We start from the raw sequence: 24657 nt of genomic DNA, 5'->3' as shown, positions 1-24657 counted from the left end.
GGCCCGGCTCGACGGCGGTGATGCATGCCAATGACGAATATGTGTCGATCGACGACTACCTCACCGCCATCAAGGTCATGGCGCTGTGCATCTATGACTGGTGCGGCGCCGAGCAGTGACCAGCGCGGGGCACGCCGAACAAGGCGTGCCCCGTTAAACGGAAAAAGGGTCCAGCCACGGCTGGGCCCTTTTTCGTTGTGTGATGACTTCCTGACGATGTGTGGTCATTTCAGCATATGAAAATGATTCTATCTTACTATAAATAGGTTGACTTTGATTTGGGGCAGGCGCAATGTCGTGTGGACGTTAGGGCAAGTCCGGCAAATTGCGTCGCTGTCCTTACGTCCCGGTTCAGGAGATTAGGGTCATGCATATTGCGGTTTTGTCCGACAAGATGACCGACGCGCGGGTGGCTGCCACGCCCGAGACGGTCAGGAAATATGAAACGCTGGGCGGCAAGGTTTCGATCCAGGGTGGCGCCGGCGGCGGCGCAGGTATTGCCGACAAGGATTTTGAGGATGCCGGCGCCAGGCTCGTGCCGGATGCCATTTCAGTGGTGAAGGATGCGGACATCGTGCTGGCGGTGAACCGCCCGAGCGGCGATGTCATTCGCGCCTGCAAGCCGGGTGCGATCGTCATTGCCACCATGGACCCGCATCGCCCGGAAGCCGGACTGGACATCATGGCGAGCGCGGGCGTCTCCGCCTTCGCCATGGAACTGATGCCGCGCATCACGCGCGCACAGGCGATGGATGTGCTGTCGAGCCAGGCCAACCTTTCCGGCTATCGCGCGGTGATCGACGCATCGGCCGAATTCACGCGCTCGCTGCCGATGATGATGACCGCAGCGGGCACCGTGCCTGCCGCACAGATATTCGTCATGGGCGCCGGCGTTGCGGGCTTGCAGGCGATCGCAACCGCACGCCGGCTTGGCGCGGTGGTGTCGGCGACCGATGTGCGGCCTGCCGCGAAGGAGCAGGTCGAGTCGTTGGGTGCGCGGTTCGTTGCCATCGAGGACGATGAATTCAAGGCTGCCGAGGCGTCAGGCGGCTACGCCAAGGAAATGTCGAAGGAATATCAGGCCAAGCAGGCCGAACTCGTCGCCACCCATATCGGGCGGCAGGATATCGTCATCACCACGGCCCTTATCCCGGGCCGTCCGGCACCGAAACTGGTCACCCAGGCGATGATCGAGACGATGCGAGCCGGCTCGGTGCTGGTCGATCTTGCCGTCGAGCGCGGCGGCAATATTGAGGGATCGAAGGCCGGCGAGATCGTTACCACCGCACGCGGCGTCAAGATCATCGGCAATTCGACGATTTCCAAGGTCGCTGCAACCGCATCGAATCTCTATGCGCGCAATCTCTACAGCTTCGTTTCGACCATGGTTGATCAATCCAAGTCGGGCCTGGCGGTCGATTGGGACGACGAACTGGTCAAGAGCACGAATCTGACGCGCGACGGGGCTATCGTTCACCCGGCATTCGCGAAAGCATTACCCAGCTAGACCATGATGCCGAAAAGTGTGAAGCGGTTTTCGGACGACATCATGATCTATCTAATTGATTTTGCCGCATGTGTGCGACGCCAAGTGATTCCACTTGGCTGCAACATGCTCTAAGCCTCTCTGCCGCAATCCAGCCTCACACCAGCCGGGCCGCACGGGTCCGGCTTACCCCTCCCGCATGTCTCGCGGCGGGAGAATGCTTTTGCTTGGCCTGAACAGGCCAGCTTACGATCTTGGAGGATCGATATGACATCCACCGCTATCATCCAGCTATTTGTTTTCCTGCTAGCCGGCTTCGTCGGCTTCCAGACCATCAGCCGCATTCCGCCACTTCTCCACACGCCGCTGATGGCGGCAACCAATGCCATTTCCGGCATCTCGCTGGTTGCCTCCCTGGTTCTGGCCGGCGCCAACCAGGGCTTCGTCAGCACCGTGCTTGGGGCTGTCGCCGTCGCGTGCGCCATGGCCAATGTGGTCGGCGGTTTTCTCATCACCGACCGCATGCTGGCGATGTTCGGCGCCAAGGCTGCCAACAAGGGAGAGCGCAAGGGCGCTGACCGTCAATGACCGAGACCTTCATCCAGCTTTCCTATCTGCTTGCGGCAGGACTGTTCGTGCTAGCACTTCGGTCGCTCTGCCATCCCGATACTGCGCGGCGCGGCATGCATATGGCGGCGATCGGCATGCTGATTGCTGTTGCCGCGACACTGCTCCACCAGCGCATCGTCACCTATGAATGGTTGGCTGTGGGTGCCGTCGTCGGCGCGGTGATCGGCTATCCGCTCGGCATGTGGGTACCGATGACGGCCATGCCGCAGCGCATCGCCTTCAGCCATGCCTTCGGTGCGCTCGCCGCCACATTGGTCGGCATCGGCGAATACATCCACAGCTATGACACGCAGCATCTGACCCAGGGCCATGTCCTGGCGCTCGGTTTCGAAGTGCTGCTAGGTGCGCTGACCGTTACCGGAAGCCTCATGGCCTTCGGCAAGCTGCAGGAAATCCTGCCTGGGCGGCCGGTCACTTTCAGGGGCCAGAACGTCTTCAACCTGTCGCTGTTTGCTATCGGTGTCGCCTGCCTGGTCTGGCTGATCGTCAATCCCTATGACGTATGGAGTTTCGTGGCGATCTGCGTCATCGGGCTACTCGTCGGCATCCTGCTGGTGCTGCCGATCGGTGGAGCCGATATGCCGGTGGTCGTCTCCCTGCTCAATTCCTATGCCGGTCTTGCCGCGGTCGCTACGGGCTTTGCTCTCGACAACAATATCCTGATCGTGGTGGGCGCACTGGACGGTGCCAGCGGCTTCATCTTGTCGATCGCCATGAGCAAGGCGATGAACCGCTCCTTCTCGAACGTGCTTTTCGGTGCATTCGGGTCAGCGGCTGGCGAAGAAGCGGCCGTATCCGGCGCCAAGGGAGACATGGCGCCGATCAGTGCAGATGACGCCGCCCTGCGCCTCGCTTTTTCGCGGCGGGTCATCATCGTTCCGGGCTACGGCCTTGCTGTCGCCCAGGCGCAGCATCAGGCACGCGAGTTGGTGGACCTTCTGGAAAAGCGCGGCGTCGATGTTCGCTTTGCCATCCATCCGGTCGCCGGCCGCATGCCCGGTCACATGAACGTCCTGCTTGCCGAAGCCGGCATTTCCTATGACAAGCTCGTCGATATGGAAGACATCAACCAGCGCTTTACCGATACAGATGTCGCGCTTGTGGTCGGGGCCAATGATGTGGTCAATCCGGCGGCGCGCACCAACAAATCCTCGCCCATTTATGGTATGCCGATTCTCAACGTATCGGATTCCAAGAGCGTCATCGTGCTGAAGCGCGGCAAGGGTGCAGGCTTTTCCGGCGTGGAGAACGACCTCTTCGTATCGCCGAAAACGTCGATGCTGTTCGGCGATGCGAAGCAGTCGCTCATGCAACTGGGGGCAGAGGTCAAGCTGGCCTGATGAGCGCCCCTGCTCATCTCGGTTACAGTGATCCGGCTTCAAATAAGTCTTGCTATGATAGGTAAAATAAGATGATATGGCGAAGAGGCGGACGCTTTTGGAGCGTGCGCCTTCAGCGTCCATACATCAACGATGCTGGTTTGACCCCTTCCGCAGAGGGGTTGGAGGAGGATTGATATGACTGAACAGGGTGTGGGCGCCTCGTTGCTTCGCAAGGAGGATGACCGCCTCCTTCGCGGTCGCGGCCAGTTTGTTGGTGACATCAGGCTCGCTGGCATGAAGGATGTCGCCTTCGTGCGCTCGCCGCTTGCGCATGCCAAGGTTGGCGAGATCAGGATACCCGATTCATGCCGTGGACAGGTCTTCACCGCTGCCGACCTTGAGGGCGTGAAGCCTATTGTCGCGGTTTCCGGACTTGCCGGGTTCAAGGTTTCGGAGCAGCCGATCCTGGCCTTCGAGAAGGTTCGCCAGGTTGGTGAACTCATAGCAATGTGCGTTGGCGATACGCGGGCGAAGGCAGAGGATGTGGCTGCTTGCGTCGAAGTCGATCTCGATGAGCTCCCAGCCGTCCACGACATGATCAAGGCACGCGAGGCCGCCTCGGCGCTGGTGCATGAGCACTGGGGCGATAATGTCTTTCTGGAGACATTCGTGGATGTCGGCATCGAGGCCGCCTTCGATGCGCCGATCAAGGTGAGCCGCGAAATCTCGACCGCGCGGCAGAGCATGGCGCCCATGGAAGGGCGCGGCACCGTCGCTTATTGGGACAGCCGAATGGAGCAGCTCGTGCTCTACACCGGTTCCCAGATGCCGCACATTGTTCGCACCGGCCTTGCGGAGTGTCTTGGTCTCGATCACGCGCAGATCCGGATCATTTCGCCCGATGTCGGCGGCGGTTTCGGCTACAAGGGCATTCTTTTGCCGGAAGACGTCTGCCTCGGCTGGCTGGCAATGCGTTGCGGCCATCCGCTGCGCTGGATCGAGGATCGCCGCGAGCATTTGACCGCCGGCGCCAATTGCCGTGAACACCACTATCGCATCACTGCCTATGCCGACCGTGACGGCAAGCTGCGCGGCATTGACTGTGAAGCGACCGTCGATTCCGGGGCCTATTCCTCATATCCGTTCTCGGCTTGTCTCGAGGCGGCGCAGGTAGCGAGCATCCTGCCGGGGCCTTACGATTTTCCCGCCTACCGCTGCCGTACCTGGTCGGTTGCCACCAACAAATGCCCGATCCTGCCCTATCGCGGTGTCGCACGTACCGGCGTCTGCTACGCACTTGAACTGATACTCGACGCGGTTGCGCGTGAGGCGGGCCTCGAGCCGCATGAGGTTCGCCTGAAGAACCTCGTGAAGCCCGAGCAGATGCCGTTCGACAACATCACCAAAAAACATTTCGACAGCGGCGATTATCCTGAAGCGCTTGAGCGGGCACTGGCGGCGATGGACCTGAAGGCCATCCGCGAGCGGCAGAAGCATCCCGAACCCGATGGCAGGCTGATCGGCATCGGCCACTCCATTTATTGTGAGCAGGCGGCTCACGGTACTTCGGTCTATTCCGGCTGGGGCATACCGATGGTGCCCGGCCATGAGCAGGCCACGGCTCGTGTCACGCCGGACGGCGGCCTTGAGCTGCGGGTTGGCGTTCACTCGCATGGCCAGAGCATGGAAACCACGCTGGCCCAGGTTGCTCATGAAATCCTCGGCATCGACATCGCCAAGATCAAGCTGGTGCATGGCGATACCGAATATACGCCCTATTCGACAGGTAGCTGGGGTTCGCGCTGCGCGGTGATGGCAGGCGGTGCGGTTGCCACGGCTTCGCGTGAGATCGCCGGCTTGGCCAAGCGCATCGGTGCTCACCTGTTGCAGGCCGATCCGAACGATGTCGAGGTCGCCCACGGAAAGGTGGTCGGCCCGACCGGCAGCGTGACATTCGAGGAAATCGCGCACACCTGGTATCTGCGCCCGCAGGATCTTCCCATGTCCGTTGATCCGCGTGGCCTGGAATCGACCATCGGCTTCAAGCCGGTACGCGATTCCGGAACGTTCAGCTACGCCGCCCATGTCGCGCTGGTCGCCGTTGATCCCGAAATCGGCGACATCGAGATACTCGACTATGTCATTGTCGAAGATGGCGGCAAGCTGATCAACCCGATGGTAGTGGACGGCCAGATCTATGGCGGACTCGCGCAGGGCATCGGCACGGCGCTCTACGAGGAGATGAACTTCGACGCCTCCGGCCAGCCGCTGGCTTCGACTTTCGCAGATTATCTTCTGCCGGGGCCGACCGAGGTTCCCGCCCCCAGGGTCGACCATATGGAGACGCTGTCGCCCTACACGGAATTCGGCGTCAAAGGCATAGGCGAGGGGGGCGCAATCGCACCACCCGCCGCCATCGGTAATGCGGTCAACGATGCGTTGCGGCCTTATGGCGCCGAACTTCTGCGGTCGCCGATGACCCCGCGCCGGGTGCTTGAGGCGATCTGCGCCGCGAGCAAGGAAAAGTCCGCCGAGGCGGAGCGGGAGGAGGCGGCATGAAGCCTGTCAATTTCGACTATGCACGCCCTGCCGATGTCGGTGCGGCACTGGCGCTGCTGGCTGATGACAGCCTGTCGGTGAAGCTGATGGCCGGCGGGCAATCGCTCGGGCCGATGCTCAACATGCGGCTGGTGCAGCCTGACCTTCTGGTCGATATCACCGGGATAGAAGAACTCAAGCGGGTGGAGGATAGGGCGAACGAGATCGTTCTTGGTGCCTGCATCACCCATGCCGATATCGAGGATCTGCGCGTGCCCGACGTGACATGTGGCGCCCTTCCGAGCGTGGCGCGCGGCATCGCCTATCGGGCAGTGCGCAATCGCGGTACTATGGGCGGAAGTCTCACCCACGCCGATCCGTCGGCCGACTGGCTGTCGATCCTTTCTACGCTCGGTGCGAAGGTGACGCTGCGCGGGCGTTCCGGCGGCCGGACCATTCCGGTCGAGGACTATATGCTTGGGGCGCTGGAAGCCGATCTGCGTCCGGGCGAGATGTTGGTTTCCATCACTGTGCCGAAACTCAGTCGTTCCGCACGCTGGGGCTATTACAAGAGCTGCCGCAAGACCGGCGAGTTCGCGCATGCCATCGGCGCCTTCCTGGTCGATCCGGATCGCGGTGTCAGCCGCGCCGTGATCGGCGCGACGGAAAGCCGGCCGATCGTCATTGCCGAGGCTACTCATCTTGTCGGCGATGGAAAAGCCGAGCGCCTCGACCTTGCTTTCGACAGCCATGCCGCCGGTGCGGCGATCGAGGCGGCCGGCATGGCTGATCCGATCGACCGCCAGACCCACGTCGTCGCGCTGCGGCGCGCCATCGAGCGAGCACATACAGCATGAACACGGTTACTCTCACGGTCAATGGAAAGCCGGCCAGCGCCACCATAGAGCCGCGCACGCATCTGGCGGATTTCCTGCGCGAAACCCAGAACCTGACAGGCACTCATATCGGTTGCGAACATGGTGTGTGCGGCGCCTGCACCCTGCTTGTCGATGGCGTGCCGACGCGTTCGTGCATCACCTATGCGGTTGCCTGCCAGCAGGCGGAAGTCACCACGGTCGAAGGGCTCGACAACGATGATATTGCCGCAGAACTCCGTACGGCCTTCTCGAAGGAACACGGCCTGCAATGCGGCTATTGCACGCCCGGCATGATCGTTTCGGCCCGTGACGTGGTGCTTCGCATGGATGCTCCCTCCGAGCACGACATTCGCATCGCCATGAGCGGAAATCTCTGCCGTTGTACCGGCTATGTCGGCATCGTGCGGGCCATCCAGGGCGTGATTACAGCCCGCCGTGCCCGTGGCATTGCAGCGATACCCGATGGCAATCGCAAGATATTGGGGCCTGCAGGGTCAGGTCACGCCGTTCCGACAACAAACGGAGCGGAACCGCGTGCTCGCGTGTCCAGTGGCCCGGCCGATACCCAGGCGCGCGCGCAAGCGGCAAAGCCGGTGTCGCGCCCGGATGCCGACTGGAAGCCGCAGACGACTTTCACCCAGGGCTTCACCGTTGCCCATCCAGTGGATGTGGTCTGGGATTTCTTCGGCAATATTGGCGAGGTGGCCTCATGTCTTCCGGGCGCATCGCTTGCGGGCGAGCCGGTTGATGGCCATGTCGAAGGCCAGATCAGGGTCAAGGTCGGGCCGATCGCGGCAGAGTTCCAGGGGGTCGCTGATGTCACCCGGGACGACGCCACCCGAACCGGTACCATCAGTGGCAGCGGGAAGGACAAGCGCAGTAATTCGGCGACCCGCGGGCTGATCGGCTATGCCGTGAGGCCGGGTGACGCTCCAGGCAAGACGAAAGTGGATGTCAGCATCGGCTATACGCTGACCGGCATGCTGGCGCAGTTCGGTCGCTCGGGCCTGGTCCAGGATGTGGCAGGGCGACTGATTGCGGCTTTCGTGCAGAACCTTGAAGCCAAGCTTGCGCATCGCGAGCAAGGCCAAGGTGGCGAAGCGCCACCGGTAATCACTGAACTGGACGCCGGATCGCTGGTTTCGTCCGTAGTCTTCGGCCGCCTGAAGCAGTTTTTTGCAAGTCTCTTTGGGCGCCGCTGAAGCGGTCCGAAACTGTCAGAAACGATCTTGGCGACCATAGTCCTCCAAGCGACTTTGCTGCCGCCTGCCTAAAGGAATGCCCATATTCGCGCGTGCAGTTGAAGTTTCCTAGAAACCTCGGTCAAATCAACGCTCCTGCTTGCTGGGAACGTGTGATTGAGTTGCTGCGTGGCTTGTTGCACAGCAACTTCAGCGCATTGCGGCTTGGATCAGCCGAGTCGCGTTATAGTCGGGATGCAGACTTTGTTCCAGCTTGGCCTTTGTTTAAGGTTTGGCAACTTTCCTGGAACGCTCTCTGGCAAAGTGAACCTATTTGTCGTACATTCGTACCATGAGCAAACTAGCATCGATCTACGACCGCAGCCGCGTTCCCCTCTACATCCAGGTCGCTTCCGTCATGCGGCAGCGCATCGACACAGGCTTCTGGATGCAGGGCGACAAGATTTCGACCCTGGAAGAGCTTGAGCGCGAGTTCGCGGTGGCACGCGTCACCATCCGCCAGGCCATTGAATTGCTGCGGGAGGAGGGTCTCCTTGATGCCCAGCAGGGCAGGGGAACATTCGTTTCGGGCAAGCCAAAGCACAATCGCTGGCTCAATCTTGCCACCGATTTCGATTCCATGATCGCTTCCATACGCGAGAACGTGCTGAAGCGTGTGCATATCGAAGAGAACGCTCCTTTGCCTGAACTGACCGAGGGCGAAGGCAAGGTGGCACCGGAAGGATATACTTTCCTCCGGAGCGTGCAATACAACAATGAGGAGCCCTTCTCGGTCGTCAATCTATATCTGGCGCAACATATCTTCGCAAAAGGTCGCGAGTTGTTCAGCCATGTCGCCGCCTTGCCCAATATCGCCGAGATGGACGATGTGTCGATCACTCACGCCCACCAGACGGTGACAATTGGCGTCGCTGACCCGGAAACGGCCGATCTGCTCAAGATTGGTCTTGGCGAACCGACGGCCGACTGCCGGCTGGTGCTGGTGGATGGGGAGGGGGTGGCTATCTATGTGGCCGATATCCACTATCACAAGAGCTGTTTTGCCCTGCGCGTGGATCTGCTGGAGAAAACCGGCCCGCGTGGTGGCCGAAAGATAGCCGGAAAAAAATAATATGCGGCGGCGCGCTGCTGTACTTTGCGGTCTACGATCTGTCTGATTTGAAGCCGGCTCCGAAAGGAGCCGGCTTTTTACGTTTAGACGAATATCATGCAGCGGCGGCGAGAACCGCGGTTGGGGCAGAGCCTACAATCTTCTCGTACCGGGCTTCGTCGGTTGCGCCTTCGGTATTGATGACGAAAACACGCGCCTGCGCATCGAGGCCAAGCTGATTGGGCAACTTTTCGTCTTTCATGACGCTCAACAGACCGGCCAGCCCTGCACCGCCGCTCTCGCCAGCCACGACCGCCGGATCGCCCGACTTAGGCTGGGCAAGAAGCCGCATGGTTTCGGCAGCATCATCTTCTCCAACGGTCATGAAGGCGTCGGCCGTGCGCGTCAGCACGCGCCAGGCGACCAAAGACGGCTCATAGCATTCCAGCATGGCCATGATCGTCGCCTCGCCATGCTCGACCTTGATCGGCTTGCCGGCATGAGCGCTTTCATAGATGCAGGCGGCGCGATCCGGCTCCACCACGATCAGGCGCGGACGGTCTTTGCCATAGATCACCTCGAAGTAGCCGGCGACTGCTGCAGCAAGCCCACCAACGCCTGCCTGGATGAATACATGTGTAGGGCTTTGGGGCAGTTCCCGCACGGCTTCGTTGAGCATCGCCGTGTAGCCCTGCATCACCAGGCCCGGTATACGTTCATAGCCCGGCCAGGAGGTATCGGAGACGACAATCCAGCCATTTTCGTTGCAGACACGTTCGGCTTCCGCAACCGAGTCGTCATAAGTGCCTTCGACCCGGATCATCTGCGCACCAAAGCGCGCGATGGCCGCCACCCGCTCGTCGGAAACGCCCGAATGAACGAAGATCGCCGCCTTGGCGCCAACGATCTGTGCACCTGCAGCGACCGAGCGGCCATGATTGCCGTCGGTAGCGCAACCCACCGTCATCCCCTGGGCGATCTCCCGGACCGCCGGCGATTGCAACTCGCTGATATCCACCGTGCGGCCAAGCTTGCGGCCGGCTTCCTCCAGCACAAGCCGGATCACTGCATAGGAGCCGCCAAGCGCCTTGAAGCTGCCAAGTCCAAGACGAAAACCCTCATCCTTCAAGTGGATGGCGCCAATGCCGAGTTCCTTCGCCAATCCGGTCAGCGAATGAAGCGGTGTCGGCTGGTGGTTGTCGCGATAGGTCAGGAAACGCTCGACCTCCTTTGCAGCCTCGGTGCTCAGCACCTCGGCATCGACAGGGGCCAGTGGCTGCTGGTGATCCGGATGCGTATTGAAGACAAACATAAAATCACTCCTGTTGTAGTGGTGAAATTATATTGCATATATATCGAATTTTGTGCTCTATTTGGGGCATATAAATGCAACGTTTTTGCGTGGAGGTAGGGGTGCAGGATGCGGTGGCTGGTATCCCGTCCGATCTGGATCGTTTCGACCTGGCGATCCTGGAAATCCTGCAACAGGACAACACGACGCCGCAGCGGGTTATAGGCGAGAAGGTGAATCTGTCAGCCGCAGCGGTTCACCGGCGTATTCGCCGCCTGGAAGCCGACGGTGTAATTGCCGGCAATGTGGCTTGCGTCGATCCGGCCCGTGTCGGCCGCCCGATCACCATCGTCGTGGAGGTGGGTATCGAAAGCGAAAGGCTGGACCTGCTCGATGCCACCAAGCAAAGCTTCTCCAGGGCACCGGAAGTCCAGCAATGCTTCTATGTAACGGGCGAGGCCGACTTCGTTCTCATCATCACCGTGGCCTCGATGGGTGAATACGAGGCGCTCACCCGCCGGCTGTTTTTCCAGAACCACAATGTGAAGCGGTTCCGCACCTTGGTGGTGATGGATCGCATCAAGACCAGCCTAGCAGTTCCGTTGACCAGTATGCAGAAGTAAAAAGGCCCCGGTGGTTTCACCGGGGCCGTTTCAGAGCTTGATGCTGGAAAATCAGGAGCCGGCCAGGACGATCTTGCCGTCAACGATCTTGATCAGCGTGCCATTCGCCATGTATTGGCCGCTCTCCCGGCCTTCCGGGCCGTCCTTGACGAAGGTGACGGTGCCATTGAGTGTCGGCACTTCGATCTGCCAGAACGCGTCGCGGATCGCTTGGGGCTCGGCTGCACCGGCCTTTTCAATCGCAGCCTTGATGACGCGGATGCCGTCATAGCCGCGATAGCTTTCCGTCAGACCTGCCTTGTCGTGGCCGGCTTTTTCCCAGGCGTCGATGAAGGCCTTGGCCTGATCCGGATGCGGCGACTTTTCCGGCATCCAGGGCGCAAAGAACACCATATGCATGGTGTTGTTGGCTGCCGCGCCTGCCTGATCGATCAGCTGATCAGGATTTTGCGAGCCGCCGGTGGTGATGATCCGCTTGGTGATGCCTAGAGCGGCTGCCTGCTTCAGCACAAGTGTCAGCTGTTCGACGGCCGTGGTGACGATGATCGTGTCTGCGTCCGACGATTTGATCTTGGAAAGCTGCGCGCTCATGTCCTGCGCCGCCTGGTCCATGATCTCGGTCAGGCCGACCTCTACGCCGTTTTCCTGGAACATGGTGGTGAAGTCGGTAATGGTGCCCCGACCCCAGTCATTGTTGATGGCCAGGAAATCGACCTTCTTGATGTCGAGCGAGGGCAGCAGTGTCTTGAATAGCGCCGCTTCAACCCAGGATGGGGGTGAAATCCGGAAGATGTAAGGGTTGCCCTGCTTGGTGATCTTGCTGGAGGACGAGGTCTCGACCAGCATCGGCACTTCATACTGCATCAGCTTCGGCATGGCGGCGAGCGTCAGGCTGGAACCCCAGGCGCCCATGATCACCGGCACCTTGTCGCGCTCGATCAGCTTTTCGGCCACGGCCGCGGCTTCGGTCGGGTTGCTCTTGTTGTCCTCGATGACCAGTTCGACCTGATTGCCGAGAATGCCGCCATTGGCATTGATCTCTTCAGCGGCGATCTTGGCGCCGTCGACGATATAGGTGCCGGATGCCGCGAACGGCCCGGTCAGAGGCTGGTTGATACCGATTTTGATAGTGTCGGCAGATGCGATGCCGGCTGTCGCCATCAGCATCGACAATGCCAATGTCGTAATCAGATTGGTGCGCCTGTTCATTAACTCTCCTCCGGATCGGTTGTTGGGCCGCCAAATCACTGCACACCTCAACGTCGACGCGAGCGACCTGAAACCGGGACGCGCACGTCGTTCCTCATTCGTCGAACCGAACCGCATGCAGAAGTCAACCTACACAGGCCGTTGGTGTCAGTGATATTATCATCCTATTTTTAGTATGATAGAGCAAGTGGAATCTCGCACCTGACGGACCGAAAAGAACTGTCGATCACGGTGGATATGCTCGGATGATGAATGCGGGCGTTCCCGGCTTCAAGATTCATGTTACAGGAGACGGCCTGTCGGACGTCAGGCCGTCTCCTGTTCAAAAAAAAGCGAGCGTCAAGCAACACGGAGCTGGCGGCACCTTGCCGGCCACGCGGACGTCGAGATCAGGCGTATTCCGGTCGTGCGGGCGTAAATACATCCAGATTGAGCACCGGCTCATCGCCGACGACTTCGGCATGATGCATCACGTTTGGCGGAACAACGGCCAGGCCGCCGGCGCTGAGGCGCACCACCTCGTCACCGATATGGAAATCGACCGTACCGGCGAGGATGTAGACGATCTGTTCGTTGACATGGCTGTGCGGCTTGGGCTCGTGGCCCGGATGCAGGCGATGCAGCGCAACCGTGGCACCCGCCCCCGAAAACGCCTTGCGTTCGACGCCCTGGCGCACCGGGGTCCATTCGATCGCGTCCCAATCAATGCTGTGTATGTTCACGGCCTCGTCCTTTCTGTCTTGATTTGGCGGAAGAGTCATTCATGCGGCGCGCAGTTGCGCTGCCGCCTGGCTGAGTTGTCGGGCGCCGGCCATCATCAGGCTCTGGTCCGAGCCGCAGATGAAGACGGACATGCCCATCACCGCATAGGCGGCTATCTGATCGCCGCGCCCAAGGAAAATGCCCACGGGCTTGCCATGGCGCCCGGCGGCGGCAAGCACTGTGTCGATCGCTTGTGCGAGGGCCGCGTCGGCCGGTTCGCACCCAAGCGACAGCGCCAGATCGGCCGGGCCGATGCATAGCGCGTCGATCGCGTCGATTGCAGCGATCGCCTCGATATTGTCGAGTGCCGCGCGATCCTCGATCTGGGCGAGGAAAATGCTCTCATCGTCGGAACGGCGGCGGAAGTCGGCGTGCCCCTCGGTGCCGTATCCGGCCGCGCGCGGTGATGGCGAGAAACCGCGGCGGCCGCGCGAAAATTTCGACGCGTCCAGGGCGGCTTGTGCCTCCTCGGCGCTGCCGATATGCGGCACGACCATACCGGCTGCCCCAAGATCGAGTGACGAGGCTATGGTCGTCGCCTCATTGGCCGGAACGCGCACGATGACGGGCATGGCAACGGCTCTTCCCGCCATCACCATAAGGTCCAGCGCCGCTGCATTGATCGGTGCGTGTTCCCTGTCGGCGACAACGAAATCGAGGCCGGACAGGCCCAGGACCTCGACAATGTGAGGTGCCGGGGTTTTCACGAAGGTGCCGATGACGGTTTCGCCCGCGCGTATCCGGGCGCGTAGCGACGCTGCCGGGATTGTCATTTGAGCCCCATCAGGTCGGATGCATTGGTCGAGACCATCTTGCTGATATCCGCCTCGCTGTAGCCAAGCTCCAGCAGCAGCTCGATGATCTGCCGGAAGCCCTCGACCGGGGTCGGATTGTTGTTCTGGCCGAGATCGGAACCGAAAAATGTATTCTCTACACCGCCGGCGGCAATTGCGGCCCGCAGATGCTCCTTGTCGAACTGATAGAAGGTGGACGGAATGAACATGCAGATCGAATGCTCCATCTTCACACCCATGCCCACCAGTTGCTGGATGTCCTGGAACGACGCCTCGTTGACATAGGTCGGATGGTTCAGGAACAGGCGCTTGACGCCGCGCTTCCTGGCCTCCTCGTAGAAGGGCCACAGCTCGTCGATATGATGGTGCCCGCCGGAAACGGCAGCGTCCGCATCGGCGATGAGATCGAGGATCTGCTTGACCTCGTCGAGAACGACGCCCTTGTCATCGACCAGCGAGGCGCCCACCGCCTGGACGGTCTTTTTCGAGTTAACCGGAAACTTGTTCTTGAAGTCGGCATCCTTCTTGTCGTGCTCGATATGGTTGCGGGCGTGCGCCGTGGCCATCCAGACGACACGCGCGCCCTGCTTCAGCGCATAGTCCACAGCGCTCGGATTGAGGCCACCGACAGGATTGTTGAGCACGATCGCGCCGATCGTGGTGACCGGCAGTTCAAGATGCTTGTTGAGCAGATGCGCGATCGGCATGGTCGGATAGTAGTGGTCCTTGAGAAGGACGGCCTTCATGCCGGCTTCCGCGGCCTGCCTTACCACTTCGATATGATCGACCTTGCGCGGCATCAGCGAAGGGCCGCTATGCACATGCAGGTCGACGCTGCCCTGCATCAGCCGGCTGACGGTTTGCTCGCGTGCGGTGGCGGCGGTGCTCATGATTTCGGCTCCTTGGTTGCGGACATTGTTGGGATGAAATTCTTCCAGTGGTCGTCGAGCACCGGCATGTCGGCGAAGGACTTGCGCTGATCGGCGGCGATGCCGACCAGGTCCTCGGCGCTAAGTCCTGCCTCGGCGCAATAGGCGCAGAGATCGCCCACGGCTTGCTCGACCACCTGAAAACCACGCATCATCACGGCCGAGGCCAAGCCGACCGCCGACGCACCCGCCAGCATCATGCGGGCAACGTCGTGACCGCTTGCCGCACCGTTGATGCCGATCAGCGGCCGGGCTGCCCCCAGCCGCTGCCGCGTCGAGGCAAGCCAGTGGCAGGTCAAAGGCAGGTTCCAATAGCCTCCAATGCCGCAACTGGTGCCGAGCACGGGCTTGCGGGTAGTGAGATCCGGCAGGAAGCCAAGCAGTCGCCCCGCCATCACCACGCTGTCAGCCCCGGACTGGAAGGCGGCCTCGGCCAGTTCCGGGACACGTTCGCTCTGACCGGTGACCTTGATCCATAGCGGCAACGCAACCGCCTTGCGAATGGTCCGGACGATCGACGCCACGCGCTCAGGCGACAGTTCGGTGCTGACTGCACCCTTCGCGGCCTGGCTCGCATAGGGCGTGCCGATATTGAATTCGAGGACACGAAAGCCGGCGTCGGCAACAGACCTGGCCATGCCGACAGCCCTGTCGAGATCAGCCAGGATCAGGCTCGGCACAAGCAGGCAGTCATGGTCGCGGGCGACCTGTTCGGCGCGCCGGTTCTGCTCGAGCCAGGCATCAAAGGACAGGGGCGTGAGCCCCGAGCGGCTGAAGACGGTGGCGCTGCGCGAGGCGGCCGGACCCCATGTCACCGGTCGCCAGTTCTCGTCGAGCGCGACATATTCGGCGCGTCGTAACTGATCCTTCGCAGCCTCGGATTCATTGGTCGACTTGACGACGACCGCTCCCGCCCCGGCGCGGATGGCGCTCAATATGCCATCCTCCTCGATCAGGTGCTCGGCCGCAGCCGCAATCACCGGATTCTTGAGACGGATTTCACCGATGCTGGTTTCGAGGCGGGCACTCATGATCGTCATCCGACAATGAGGTCGGGAAGGAACAGGACCAGTTGCGGAAACAAGGTGATGAGTGCCAGCACCACCAGCGCAACGCCGATCATCGGCACAGCCTTGAGCGCGACCTTCTCCAGCGGCCGCTTGGCCACGCCCGCCACGATGAACAGGCACAGGCCCACCGGCGGCGTGACGAAGCCGATCAGCACGTTGAACACGACCATAACGCCAAGATGGACCGGGTCCATGCCGAGCGCCTGGCCGATGCCGATCAGCGCCGGCACGGTCAGGATGAGAATGCCAACCGTGTCGAGGAACATGCCCAGCACCAGCAAGATGAGGTTGACCAGTAGCAGGACGACGAACTTATTGTCGCTGACCGACATCAGGGCTTCGACGACGTGCTGGGGGATCCGTTCCATCGCGAAGATGAATGCGGCGATATTGGCCATGGCGATCAGAAGATAGATCGACGCGGTGATGACTGCCGTGGTCAGGAAGGCGCGGCGCAGATAGGTCCAGTTCAGCGCCCGGTAATACAGGCCGGCGACCAGCAGCGCATAGATGGCAGCCACAGCCGCGGCCTCGGTCGCGGTGAAGACGCCGCCGCGAATGCCGCCGACGATGATGACGGGCAAAAGCAGCACCGGTCCCGTGTCGAGGAAGCCCTTGAAGATGGCCGACAGGCTGGCGGGCGGCAGCTTGGGGTAGCCGTTGCGATGCGCAGCCCAGATTGCGTAGATGGTCAGTGCTATTGCGAGGATCACGCCTGGCACCAGGCCGGCAATCAGCAGGCGCGATATCGATGTGCCACTGAGCGCGCCATAGATGATCATGGCGATGCTGGGCGGCACCAGTGGCGCCATCAGCGAGGAGACGGCGACCAGGCCGGCGGCATAGTCGACATCATAGCCCTGGCGCTTCATGTCCGGCACCAGCACGGTGCCAAGGGCGGCCGCATCGGCTGCCGCCGATCCGGAAACGCCGCCGAACAGGAAGCTGCCCCAGATCGTGGTCAGGGACAGGCCGCCGCGAAAGCGGCCGACAATGGAATTTGCGAAATCGAGCAGGCGGCGCGTCAACCCGCCGACATCCATGATGTTTCCGGCGAGAATGAACAACGGGATGGCCAAGAGCACGAACTGGTCGACGCCAGCAAACATGCGCTGCGGCAGGACCAGCAGGAAATTCGTCTGGCCGGTCAGGACGAAGTAGCCGAGCGCGCTTATTCCGAGGACGAATACGATCGGGATACCCGTCAGCAGGGTGACGATAAAAATCGAGCCGAGCCAGATCATTGGTGAAGCTCCGGTGCTTCGTCGGTTACGAGAAGAGCGTTGAAGACGCTGGCCAGCACCACATGGATGGCGAGCAGGCATGCACCGACCGCGATGGCGATGTGGACCCAGAACAACGAGAACTCGAGCGCGGCCGCTTGCTGCGCGCTGGTGCGGTAGGCGAAATCGAAGCCGTACCAGGCGACCACCAGCAGGAAGACCAGGATCAGCGCGCGTCCGACAAGGTCGACTATCCTGGCCAGGCGAGAGGGCAGCGCATTGACCAGCAACCGCATGCCGAGAAGCTCACCGCGTGAATAGGCGATGCCGGCGGTCAAAAACACGATCCAGACCATCAGGTAGCGCATCAGCTCTTCCGACCAGAAAAGCGATGCCCCGAGGGCATAGCGAAAGAAGACCTGAGCCGAAGCCACTATGACGACGACCATGGTGCCGAAGACGGCAAAGGTCTCGATAAACCAGATATAGGCCAGCCAGAAGCGCTCGAGGCGCTTTCTATCTTCAACTCCAGCCATGAGCGCTCCTCCAGAACACGGATTGAGCGCGTTGCCGGCTTGTCGCTGCCGGCAACGCTGCCCAGTCAGTTCGCCTGCTGGCCCGCGCGCAGCTCTTCACCGGCCTTGACGAAATCGGCGATGAGCGGGTTTTGCGAGGCATAGTTCTCGACGACGGGCTTTACGGCATCGGTCAGGGCTTTCCTGAACGCCTCATCCGGCTCGATGATGGTGGCGCCGCGCTCCTTCAATTGAGTGATGATCTTCTGGTCGAGCTCGGCGACCGCCATTACCTGTGGCTTGACGATCTCGTCTGCAGCCTGGCGGATTGCCGCCTGCTGCTCAGGCGCCAGGCCATCGAGCTTCATCTTGTTGATCAACAGGAAGCTCGGCCAGAAATAGTGGCCGGTGAGCGTGACCTGCTTGGCGATCTCGTAATACTTCTCACTCTCGATCGAGGTGAGGTTGATCTCGACTGCGTCGAGCGTGCCTGTCTCCAGTGCCGTATAGACTTCGCCATATGCCATAGGGGTCGGGTTGACGCCCACGGCCTGCCAGACATCGAGGAACATCTTGACCGGAGCGACACGGGTCTTCAGCCCGTGGAAACCTTCGAACGCCGTGACCGGCTGCTTGACGGTAAGGAAGTGGCGCTGGCCGCCTTCATAGAGGCCCAGTGCGACCATGCCGTGATTGTCCAGTCTGGACATGATGGCCTTGGCCGCCGGCGAAACCGCAAGCTGGGCGAATTCCTCGTAGCTGCCAATCACATAGGGCAGCTGGAATGCATCGATCGACGGCTCGATCGTGGCCAATGCCGAGGAGGAATTGACGGTCATGTCCACCGTGCCGAACTGAACGCCCTCCATCAGTTCCTTGACGTCGCCCAGCTGGCGAGAGGGGAAGATCTCGATCTTGACGCTTCCGTTGGAGAGGCGCTCGACCGCCTCCTTGAAGCGGACGGCGGTGTCATGGATCGGATGCTGCTCGAAAACGGCATGGCCAAGCCGCAGCGTCACGTCCTTGGCGGAGGCGTTGGTGACGAGGCCTGCGGCCAAAATTGCGGCGATGGAGAGGGACTTTATCAGGTTCACGGTTTTTCCTCCTGTTCTCGTATGATGAACGTCGTTCTCAAAAAAACATTGATCGAAACGACTGTCAAGGCTATTTTAGGGCTGCGCACTGCCACGAAATGGCACGGAAAACCGCTTGCGTGCCGATGTTTAAGGAGGGGCAGCAGCAAAATAATCGTTGATTTAAAGAGTTAAGCGTATTCTGGTGGAGAACGATTTGGCCGAAAAACATAAACGGAGTCGCGTGAAAATGTCCGAGGGGGTCAAAGCCGCCGATCTTTCGCTTGCCATATTGGAAACGGTTGCGTTCTCGCCCGAGCCGTTGGGAGGTTCGCAGATCGCCGCCATTGTGGGCATCGCCAAGAGCGCAGTGTTCAAGCATACCCAGACATTGGTCGAGCGCGGCTATCTGGTTCAGGATGCGGTTTCACTGCGCTACAAGCTCGGGCCAAAGGCCTGGCTGCTCTCCAAGCTCGCGCCGGCGGTGGATGATATCGCCGCTATCGCCGAGCCCCTGATGCGCGATGCCCGTAGCGCCACCGGCCTGGCAGTTGTCCTCTCCACGCCAACCCCGAAGGGCGTGTTCGTTCTGGCGACGTTTACAGGAACCGGATCGATCGAGATCGGCGTGCGGCCGGGAAGCGAGTTGGAACTTCATGCCTCGGCGCAGGGGAAGATCTTTCTCGCCTACGGTCCCAAATCCATGTCGGATCACCTCGCCCGAAAGGAATTGCAGCCTTTGACGTCGCATACGATCACCTCGCTGGAGGTGTTGATGGACGAGATCGGCGAGATCAGAAAGCGCGGCTACGCCACCGCACCGGAACAGACACTGCTTGGCGTTAATACGATCGCAGCGCCGGTCTATGACTATATGGACAAGCTTGTCGCCAGCGTCGGGCTGGTCGGCTCGATCCAGCATCTGCCAAGTACGGTCGAGCCGGCGATGGTCGAGACCATCCTCAATCTTGCCTCGGACATATCGAAGGCGATGGGCAATGGATTGCCGTACCGAAGCGCTGATTCGGTTTTGCTCTGATCCGAGCGCTGCAAGCTCCGGAGAATTTTGCGCAACTCCGAAACGTCCGATGGATCGCCGTCACCAGCGATTCATCGAGCCGGGAGCAGCGCCGAGGCTGCGATTTATAACCGGATGTGGAAAGCTGCTCCAGGCATCCGGCCTGCAGGCTCATCCCGTCTGCGGATGCCCTCGACTGCGACATGTACCACATTCGCAACCAATACTTCGAAATCAAATGAGCTATGACGAAATCAGCGCCGTGTTAGGGCGTTGGTGGAGCCAAGCGGGATCGAACCGCTGACCTCTTGCATGCCATGCAAGCGCTCTCCCAGCTGAGCTATGGCCCCACATCCGGCAAAGGCCGGGCGCCGTTTCCGGCGGGTTCCGGTGTCTTCACCACCGGTGTCGAAGGCGGCTTCTAACCCCGCCTTGGACTAAGATCAAGCCTGTGTCGCGTCTTTTTCATCAGCTGCGACACAGGCACCTGAATTTTACATTTCGTCGTCGTCGCCGACGCCGATTATGCCAGAAACGTCGTCGTCATCCTCTTCCTCGTCTTCGAGGAAGGTGTCGTCGTCATCGTCGCCGAGATCGACATCTTCTTCGTCCTCGATCTCGATAGCGTCGTCGACCTTTGCCTCGTCGTCGGCGTCCTCGAGCGAAACGATTTCGGTATCTTCGTCCTCGGCATCGACCTCTTTTTCGTCGACTTCATCTTCCTCGTCGGAAGGCTTCATGCTGGTCGATTCAAAATAGGAGCGCGGATACGACTTTCCCGTGTAGGGAGAGACGATCGGATCCTTGTTGAGATCGTAGAATTTGCGCCCGGTCTCGGGATCGATGCGCTTCGTGCCAAGTTCGGATTTTGCCACCGTCAAGCCTCGTCTGAAAAGTTTGGTCCCCATAACCACAGTTTGAAGCGCTGTCAAAGCTAAAAGCCAGCAATTTCGACAGCGACAAAGTCCAGTGTAACACGGCCGTCGTGCAGGGGATGACCCGACCTTCCTCTCATGCTAGGAGACCGCCACCGCGTCAGGAAAACGCACATATTGCCGTTGTCCGCAAGAGGCCAGTCATGTCGCATGAAGCAGTTCCGCAGCCCGCCATCGGGCGCAAATCGCAAGGCTTGTCCGGCACGGTGGCGATGCCGGGCGACAAGTCGATCTCGCATCGCGCCTTCATGTTCGGCGGACTTGCCTCAGGCGAAACGCGCATCACCGGCCTGCTCGAAGGCGAGGACGTGCTTCGCACCGGCGAAGCCATGAAGGTAATGGGCGCCTATATCGAAAAGCATGGCGACGAATGGATCATCCAGGGCACCGGCAATGGGTGCCTGCTGGAGCCCGTAGCAGCGCTCGACTTTGGCAATGCCGGCACCGGTTCGCGCCTGACCATGGGTCTTGTCGGCACCTACGACATGGAGACCACCTTCATCGGCGATCCCTCGCTCTCCAGCCGGCCGATGGCGCGTGTGCTCGATCCGCTGCGCGAAATGGGCGTGCAGGTGTTGAAGGCTTCGCCCGGCGACCGCATGCCGCTGACGCTGCGCGGACCCAAGCACGCCGCACCGATCAGCTACCGCGTGCCGATGGCCTCAGCGCAGGTCAAGTCCGCCGTCCTGCTCGCTGGCCTCAATACGCCTGGCATCACCACGGTGATCGAGCCGGTGATGACGCGCGACCACACCGAAAAGATGCTCCAGGGTTTTGGCGCCGATCTGGAAGTCGAGACTGACAAGGAAGGTGTCCGCCATATCCGCATCGAAGGGCAGGGTAAGCTCGTCGGCCAGGTGATCGCCGTGCCGGGCGATCCGTCCTCGGCGGCTTTCCCACTGGTCGCCGCACTGATCGTGCCGGGCTCGGACATCACCATTGAGAATGTGCTGATGAACCCCACCCGCACCGGCCTCATCTCTACGTTGCTGGAAATGGGCGCTTCGATCGAACTGGTCAATCGGCGCTCGGCCGGTGGCGAGGACGTGGCTGATCTGAGGGTGCGCTCATCCGAACTGAAGGGCATGACCGTTCCCGCGGAACGCGCGCCTTCGATGATCGATGAATATCCGGTACTGGCGGTCGCCGCCGCCTTTGCCCAAGGCGAGACGCGCATGCCGGGTCTGGAGGAACTGCGCGTGAAGGAATCCGACCGGCTTGCTGCGGTTGCCGAGGGGTTGAAGAGCAATGGCGTTGATTGCGACGAGGGCGAAGCCTCGCTGGCCGTGCGCGGCCGACCGGGAGGCAAGGGCCTGGGCGGCGGTACGGTCAAGACGCATCTCGACCATCGCATCGCCATGAGCTTCCTGGTCATGGGGCTTGCCGCTGAAAAGCCTGTGACGGTCGATGACGCCAACATGATCGCCACTAGCTTTCCAGAATTCATGGGGCTGATGGCGGGGCTTGGCGCAAAGATCGAGACGGCTGTGTGACCTGATGTCCAATACGCCTCTGGTTATCGCAATAGACGGCCCTGCGGCGTCCGGCAAGGGCACGCTGGCGCGCAGATTGGCCGACTATTATCATCTGGCGCATCTCGACACCGGCCTGACCTATCGGGCTGTAGCGCATCTCCTGCTTGCCAGGGGCTGGCCCTTGGACGATACCGCGCATGCGGTCGAGGCGGCTCGGCTCGTCGATCTCGGCAATCTAGACCGTTCGACGCTTGCAGCGCATGCAGTAGGCGAGGCGGCGTCGAAAGTCGCGGTTATCCCCGAGGTGCGCCGAATCCTTGTCGAAAAGCAGCGCGCATTCGCCAATACGCCAGGAGGTGCGGTGCTGGATGGACGCGACATCGGCACGGTCGTCTGCCCGAATGCGGATGTGAAGCTCTATGTCACCGCCAGTGCGGAGGTCCGGGCAAAACGACGCCATGACGAGATCGAGGCCAATGGCGGGCAGGCCGATCTGGGCGAGATCCTCGCCGACATTCGCCGCCGCGACGAGCGTGACACGGGTCGCGCCGATTCGCCCCTGAAGCCTGCCGTCGACGCGCACTTGCTCGATACGTCGGAAATGGATATAGAAGCCGCGTTTCTCGCGGCTAGGACAATTGTGGACGACGTCATGGCCACGAGGGGCAAAATTTGATCCGGGTGCTTTTCGCCGCCTTGCTGTAAGGCATGAGGCCCTGATCCGATACGTAATCCGCCTGCCAGCATTCTCATGCGCCGAACAGCCGCGAAAAGCGGCACCCAGGGCTTCCGCCCGGAATGCCGGTCAGGTCAACGCAACGCTAACCGACGGCGCCAGCTCCGCAAGACAGCATGTCCGGGGCCCCAGGAGAACCAATGTCAGTTTCCAATCCTACCCGCGAAGATTTCGCCAGCCTGCTCGAAGAGTCTTTTTCCGACGGTAATTCGGGTGAAGGCCAGGTTGTTCGCGGCACCATTACGGCCATCGAAAAAGACATGGCCATCATCGATGTCGGCCTCAAGGTCGAAGGCCGCGTGCCGCTGAAGGAATTCGGCGCCAAGGCCAAGGACGGCCAGCTCAAGGTCGGCGACACCGTCGAGGTTTATGTCGAGCGCATCGAGAATGCGCTGGGCGAAGCCATGCTGTCGCGCGACAAGGCCCGCCGCGAGGAGAGCTGGGTCAAGCTCGAAGAGAAGTTCAACAAGGGTGAGCGCGTCGAAGGCGTCATTTTCAACCAGGTCAAGGGCGGCTTCACGGTCGATCTCGACGGTGCCGTGGCCTTCCTGCCGCGTTCGCAGGTCGATATCCGTCCGATCCGCGACGTCACGCCCCTGATGCACAACCCGCAGCCCTTCGAGATCCTCAAGATGGATCGCCGCCGCGGCAACATCGTTGTCTCGCGCCGCACCGTGCTTGAAGAAAGCCGCGCCGAGCAGCGTTCGGAGATCGTCCAGAACCTCGAAGAGGGCCAGGTGGTCGAGGGTGTCGTCAAGAACATCACCGATTACGGTGCGTTCGTCGACCTCGGTGGCATCGACGGCCTGCTGCATGTCACCGACATGGCATGGCGTCGCGTCAACCATCCGACCGAGATCCTGTCGATCGGCCAGACGGTCAAGGTGCAGATCATCCGCATCAACCAGGAAACCCACCGCATCTCGCTCGGCATGAAGCAGCTCGAGAGCGATCCGTGGAGCGATATCGGCACCAAGTTCCCGATCGGCAAGAAGATCACCGGAACGGTCACCAACATCACTGACTATGGTGCGTTTGTTGAGCTGGAGCCGGGCATCGAGGGCCTGATCCACGTGTCCGAAATGTCGTGGACGAAGAAGAATGTCCATCCCGGCAAAATCCTGTCGACCACGCAGGAAGTCGATGTCGTCGTGCTCGAGGTCGATCCCTCCAAGCGCCGCATCTCGCTTGGCCTCAAGCAGACGCTGGAAAATCCGTGGGAAGCGTTCGCACGCAACCATCCGGTCGGCGCTATCGTCGAGGGCGAAGTCAAGAACAAGACCGAGTTCGGCCTGTTCATCGGCCTGGAAGGGGATGTGGACGGCATGGTCCACCTTTCCGACCTCGACTGGACCCGTCCGGGCGAGCAGGTCATCGAAGAGTACAATCGCGGCGACATCGTCAAGGCGCAGGTGCTCGACGTCGACCAGGAGAAGGAGCGCATCTCGCTCGGCATCAAGCAGCTTGCACGCGACACTGTCGGCGAGGCTGCCGCTTCGGGCGAACTGCGCAAGAACGCAGTCGTGACCTGCGAGGTCACCGGCGTCAAGGATGGCGGCCTGGAAGTCCGGCTCGTCGACCACGACATCGAGACCTTCATCAAGCGCTCCGACCTGTCGCGCGATCGTGACGAGCAGCGCCCCGAGCGCTTTACCGTCGGTCAGAAGGTCGACGCTCGTGTCATCGCCTTCGACAAGAAGACCCGCAAGCTGCAGGTCTCGATCAAGGCGCTGGAAATCGCCGAGGAAAAGGAAGCGGTTGCGCAGTACGGCTCGACCGACTCCGGTGCTTCGCTGGGCGACATCCTCGGCGCAGCCCTGAAGAACCGCGGCAACAAGGACGACTGATCATCCTTAGC

The 24657-nt window shown here is 60.9% G+C and carries 22 protein-coding genes and 1 tRNA gene; 12 read left to right on the top strand and 11 right to left on the bottom strand.

Annotated elements, in window-relative coordinates; genetic code table 11:
- Positions 1-367 precede the first annotated feature (367 nt).
- The 7 genes from EET67_RS19410 to EET67_RS19380 all read left to right on the top strand — a co-directional run bounded on the left by EET67_RS19410 (position 368) and on the right by EET67_RS19380 (position 9167).
- Positions 368-1507 (top strand): Re/Si-specific NAD(P)(+) transhydrogenase subunit alpha, encoded by a 1140-nt coding sequence (locus tag EET67_RS19410; protein ID WP_128627863.1) that lies wholly within the window; start codon positions 368-370, stop codon positions 1505-1507.
- A 246-nt stretch (positions 1508-1753) separates the two neighbouring features.
- Positions 1754-2074, top strand: a complete 321-nt coding sequence (locus tag EET67_RS19405) for an NAD(P) transhydrogenase subunit alpha part 2 (protein ID WP_128627862.1) — start codon at positions 1754-1756, stop codon at positions 2072-2074.
- Entirely contained in the window at positions 2071-3456 is a 1386-nt protein-coding gene (locus EET67_RS19400) for an NAD(P)(+) transhydrogenase (Re/Si-specific) subunit beta (RefSeq protein ID WP_128627861.1), read from the top strand. The genes EET67_RS19405 and EET67_RS19400 overlap by 4 nt, the downstream gene beginning before the upstream one ends.
- Positions 3457-3633: 177 nt before the next feature.
- Positions 3634-5997, top strand: coding sequence for a xanthine dehydrogenase family protein molybdopterin-binding subunit (locus EET67_RS19395; RefSeq protein ID WP_128627860.1), 2364 nt, complete (start codon positions 3634-3636; stop codon positions 5995-5997).
- Entirely contained in the window at positions 5994-6833 is an 840-nt protein-coding gene (locus EET67_RS19390) for an FAD binding domain-containing protein (protein WP_128627859.1), read from the top strand. Before EET67_RS19395 ends, EET67_RS19390 begins: the two co-directional genes overlap by 4 nt.
- Positions 6830-8056 (top strand): xanthine dehydrogenase family Fe-S subunit, encoded by a 1227-nt coding sequence (locus EET67_RS19385; RefSeq protein WP_128627858.1) that lies wholly within the window; start codon positions 6830-6832, stop codon positions 8054-8056. Before EET67_RS19390 ends, EET67_RS19385 begins: the two co-directional genes overlap by 4 nt.
- Before the next feature lie 331 nt (positions 8057-8387).
- Positions 8388-9167 carry a GntR family transcriptional regulator gene (locus EET67_RS19380; RefSeq protein ID WP_128627857.1) on the top strand — a complete coding sequence of 260 codons (780 nt, stop codon included), beginning with the start codon at positions 8388-8390 and terminating at the stop codon, positions 9165-9167.
- Positions 9168-9261: 94 nt separating this feature from the next.
- On the opposite strand, the gene EET67_RS19375 is transcribed toward EET67_RS19380, so the two are convergent.
- Positions 9262-10458 carry a diaminopropionate ammonia-lyase gene (locus EET67_RS19375; protein ID WP_128627856.1) on the bottom strand — a complete coding sequence of 399 codons (1197 nt, stop codon included), beginning with the start codon at positions 10456-10458 and terminating at the stop codon, positions 9262-9264.
- Positions 10459-10532: 74 nt separating this feature from the next.
- Here EET67_RS19375 and EET67_RS19370 point away from each other — a divergent pair, with 74 nt between their 5' ends.
- Positions 10533-11060: an Lrp/AsnC family transcriptional regulator gene (locus EET67_RS19370; RefSeq protein WP_128627855.1), complete on the top strand. Its 528-nt coding sequence runs from the start codon at positions 10533-10535 to the stop codon at positions 11058-11060.
- Between the two features lie 51 nt (positions 11061-11111).
- On the opposite strand, the gene EET67_RS19365 is transcribed toward EET67_RS19370, so the two are convergent.
- From EET67_RS19365 to EET67_RS19330, 8 genes are all read right to left on the bottom strand, one after another.
- Entirely contained in the window at positions 11112-12269 is a 1158-nt protein-coding gene (locus tag EET67_RS19365) for an ABC transporter substrate-binding protein (RefSeq protein ID WP_128627854.1), read from the bottom strand.
- 389 nt (positions 12270-12658) lie between these two features.
- Complete coding sequence (locus tag EET67_RS19360; protein ID WP_210211145.1) at positions 12659-12991, bottom strand: cupin domain-containing protein; 333 nt, start codon at positions 12989-12991, stop codon at positions 12659-12661.
- Positions 12992-13030: 39 nt separating this feature from the next.
- A complete protein-coding gene (locus EET67_RS19355; protein WP_128627852.1) occupies positions 13031-13804 on the bottom strand; it encodes an HpcH/HpaI aldolase family protein in 774 nt (257 codons plus the stop codon).
- Positions 13801-14715 (bottom strand): DUF6282 family protein, encoded by a 915-nt coding sequence (locus EET67_RS19350; RefSeq protein WP_128627851.1) that lies wholly within the window; start codon positions 14713-14715, stop codon positions 13801-13803. The genes EET67_RS19355 and EET67_RS19350 overlap by 4 nt, the downstream gene beginning before the upstream one ends.
- Positions 14712-15785, bottom strand: coding sequence for a beta/alpha barrel domain-containing protein (locus tag EET67_RS19345; RefSeq protein WP_210211144.1), 1074 nt, complete (start codon positions 15783-15785; stop codon positions 14712-14714). The genes EET67_RS19350 and EET67_RS19345 overlap by 4 nt, the downstream gene beginning before the upstream one ends.
- A gap of 5 nt (positions 15786-15790) precedes the next feature.
- Positions 15791-17068, bottom strand: coding sequence for a TRAP transporter large permease (locus EET67_RS19340; protein ID WP_128627849.1), 1278 nt, complete (start codon positions 17066-17068; stop codon positions 15791-15793).
- On the bottom strand, positions 17065-17583 hold the full coding sequence (locus EET67_RS19335) for a TRAP transporter small permease (protein ID WP_128627848.1): 519 nt from the start codon (positions 17581-17583) through the stop codon (positions 17065-17067). Before EET67_RS19335 ends, EET67_RS19340 begins: the two co-directional genes overlap by 4 nt.
- Positions 17584-17648: 65 nt before the next feature.
- Positions 17649-18656 carry a TRAP transporter substrate-binding protein gene (locus EET67_RS19330; RefSeq protein WP_128627847.1) on the bottom strand — a complete coding sequence of 336 codons (1008 nt, stop codon included), beginning with the start codon at positions 18654-18656 and terminating at the stop codon, positions 17649-17651.
- Between the two features lie 229 nt (positions 18657-18885).
- Here EET67_RS19330 and EET67_RS19325 point away from each other — a divergent pair, with 229 nt between their 5' ends.
- Complete coding sequence (locus EET67_RS19325) at positions 18886-19674, top strand: IclR family transcriptional regulator (protein ID WP_128627846.1); 789 nt, start codon at positions 18886-18888, stop codon at positions 19672-19674.
- A 253-nt stretch (positions 19675-19927) separates the two neighbouring features.
- Here the strand turns inward: EET67_RS19325 and EET67_RS19320 are convergent.
- Positions 19928-20003, bottom strand: a tRNA-Ala gene (locus tag EET67_RS19320).
- A 144-nt stretch (positions 20004-20147) separates the two neighbouring features.
- Positions 20148-20528 carry a TIGR02300 family protein gene (locus tag EET67_RS19315; protein WP_128627845.1) on the bottom strand — a complete coding sequence of 127 codons (381 nt, stop codon included), beginning with the start codon at positions 20526-20528 and terminating at the stop codon, positions 20148-20150.
- 203 nt (positions 20529-20731) lie between these two features.
- Between EET67_RS19315 and aroA the strand changes: the two genes are divergently transcribed.
- The 3 genes from aroA to rpsA all read left to right on the top strand — a co-directional run bounded on the left by aroA (position 20732) and on the right by rpsA (position 24646).
- Positions 20732-22081: a 3-phosphoshikimate 1-carboxyvinyltransferase gene (gene aroA, locus EET67_RS19310; RefSeq protein ID WP_128627844.1), complete on the top strand. Its 1350-nt coding sequence runs from the start codon at positions 20732-20734 to the stop codon at positions 22079-22081.
- A 4-nt stretch (positions 22082-22085) separates the two neighbouring features.
- Positions 22086-22739: a (d)CMP kinase gene (gene cmk / locus EET67_RS19305; RefSeq protein ID WP_128627843.1), complete on the top strand. Its 654-nt coding sequence runs from the start codon at positions 22086-22088 to the stop codon at positions 22737-22739.
- Positions 22740-22939: 200 nt separating this feature from the next.
- Positions 22940-24646, top strand: a complete 1707-nt coding sequence (gene rpsA / locus EET67_RS19300) for a 30S ribosomal protein S1 (RefSeq protein ID WP_128627842.1) — start codon at positions 22940-22942, stop codon at positions 24644-24646.
- Positions 24647-24657 lie beyond the last annotated feature (11 nt).

It is taken from the genome of Borborobacter arsenicus (assembly GCF_003934165.1).
GTDB classification, from domain to species: domain Bacteria; phylum Pseudomonadota; class Alphaproteobacteria; order Rhizobiales; family Rhizobiaceae; genus Pseudaminobacter; species Pseudaminobacter arsenicus.
The sequence above is the reverse complement of the archived record's forward strand: the minus strand, read 5'-3'. Positions and strand labels throughout refer to the sequence as shown.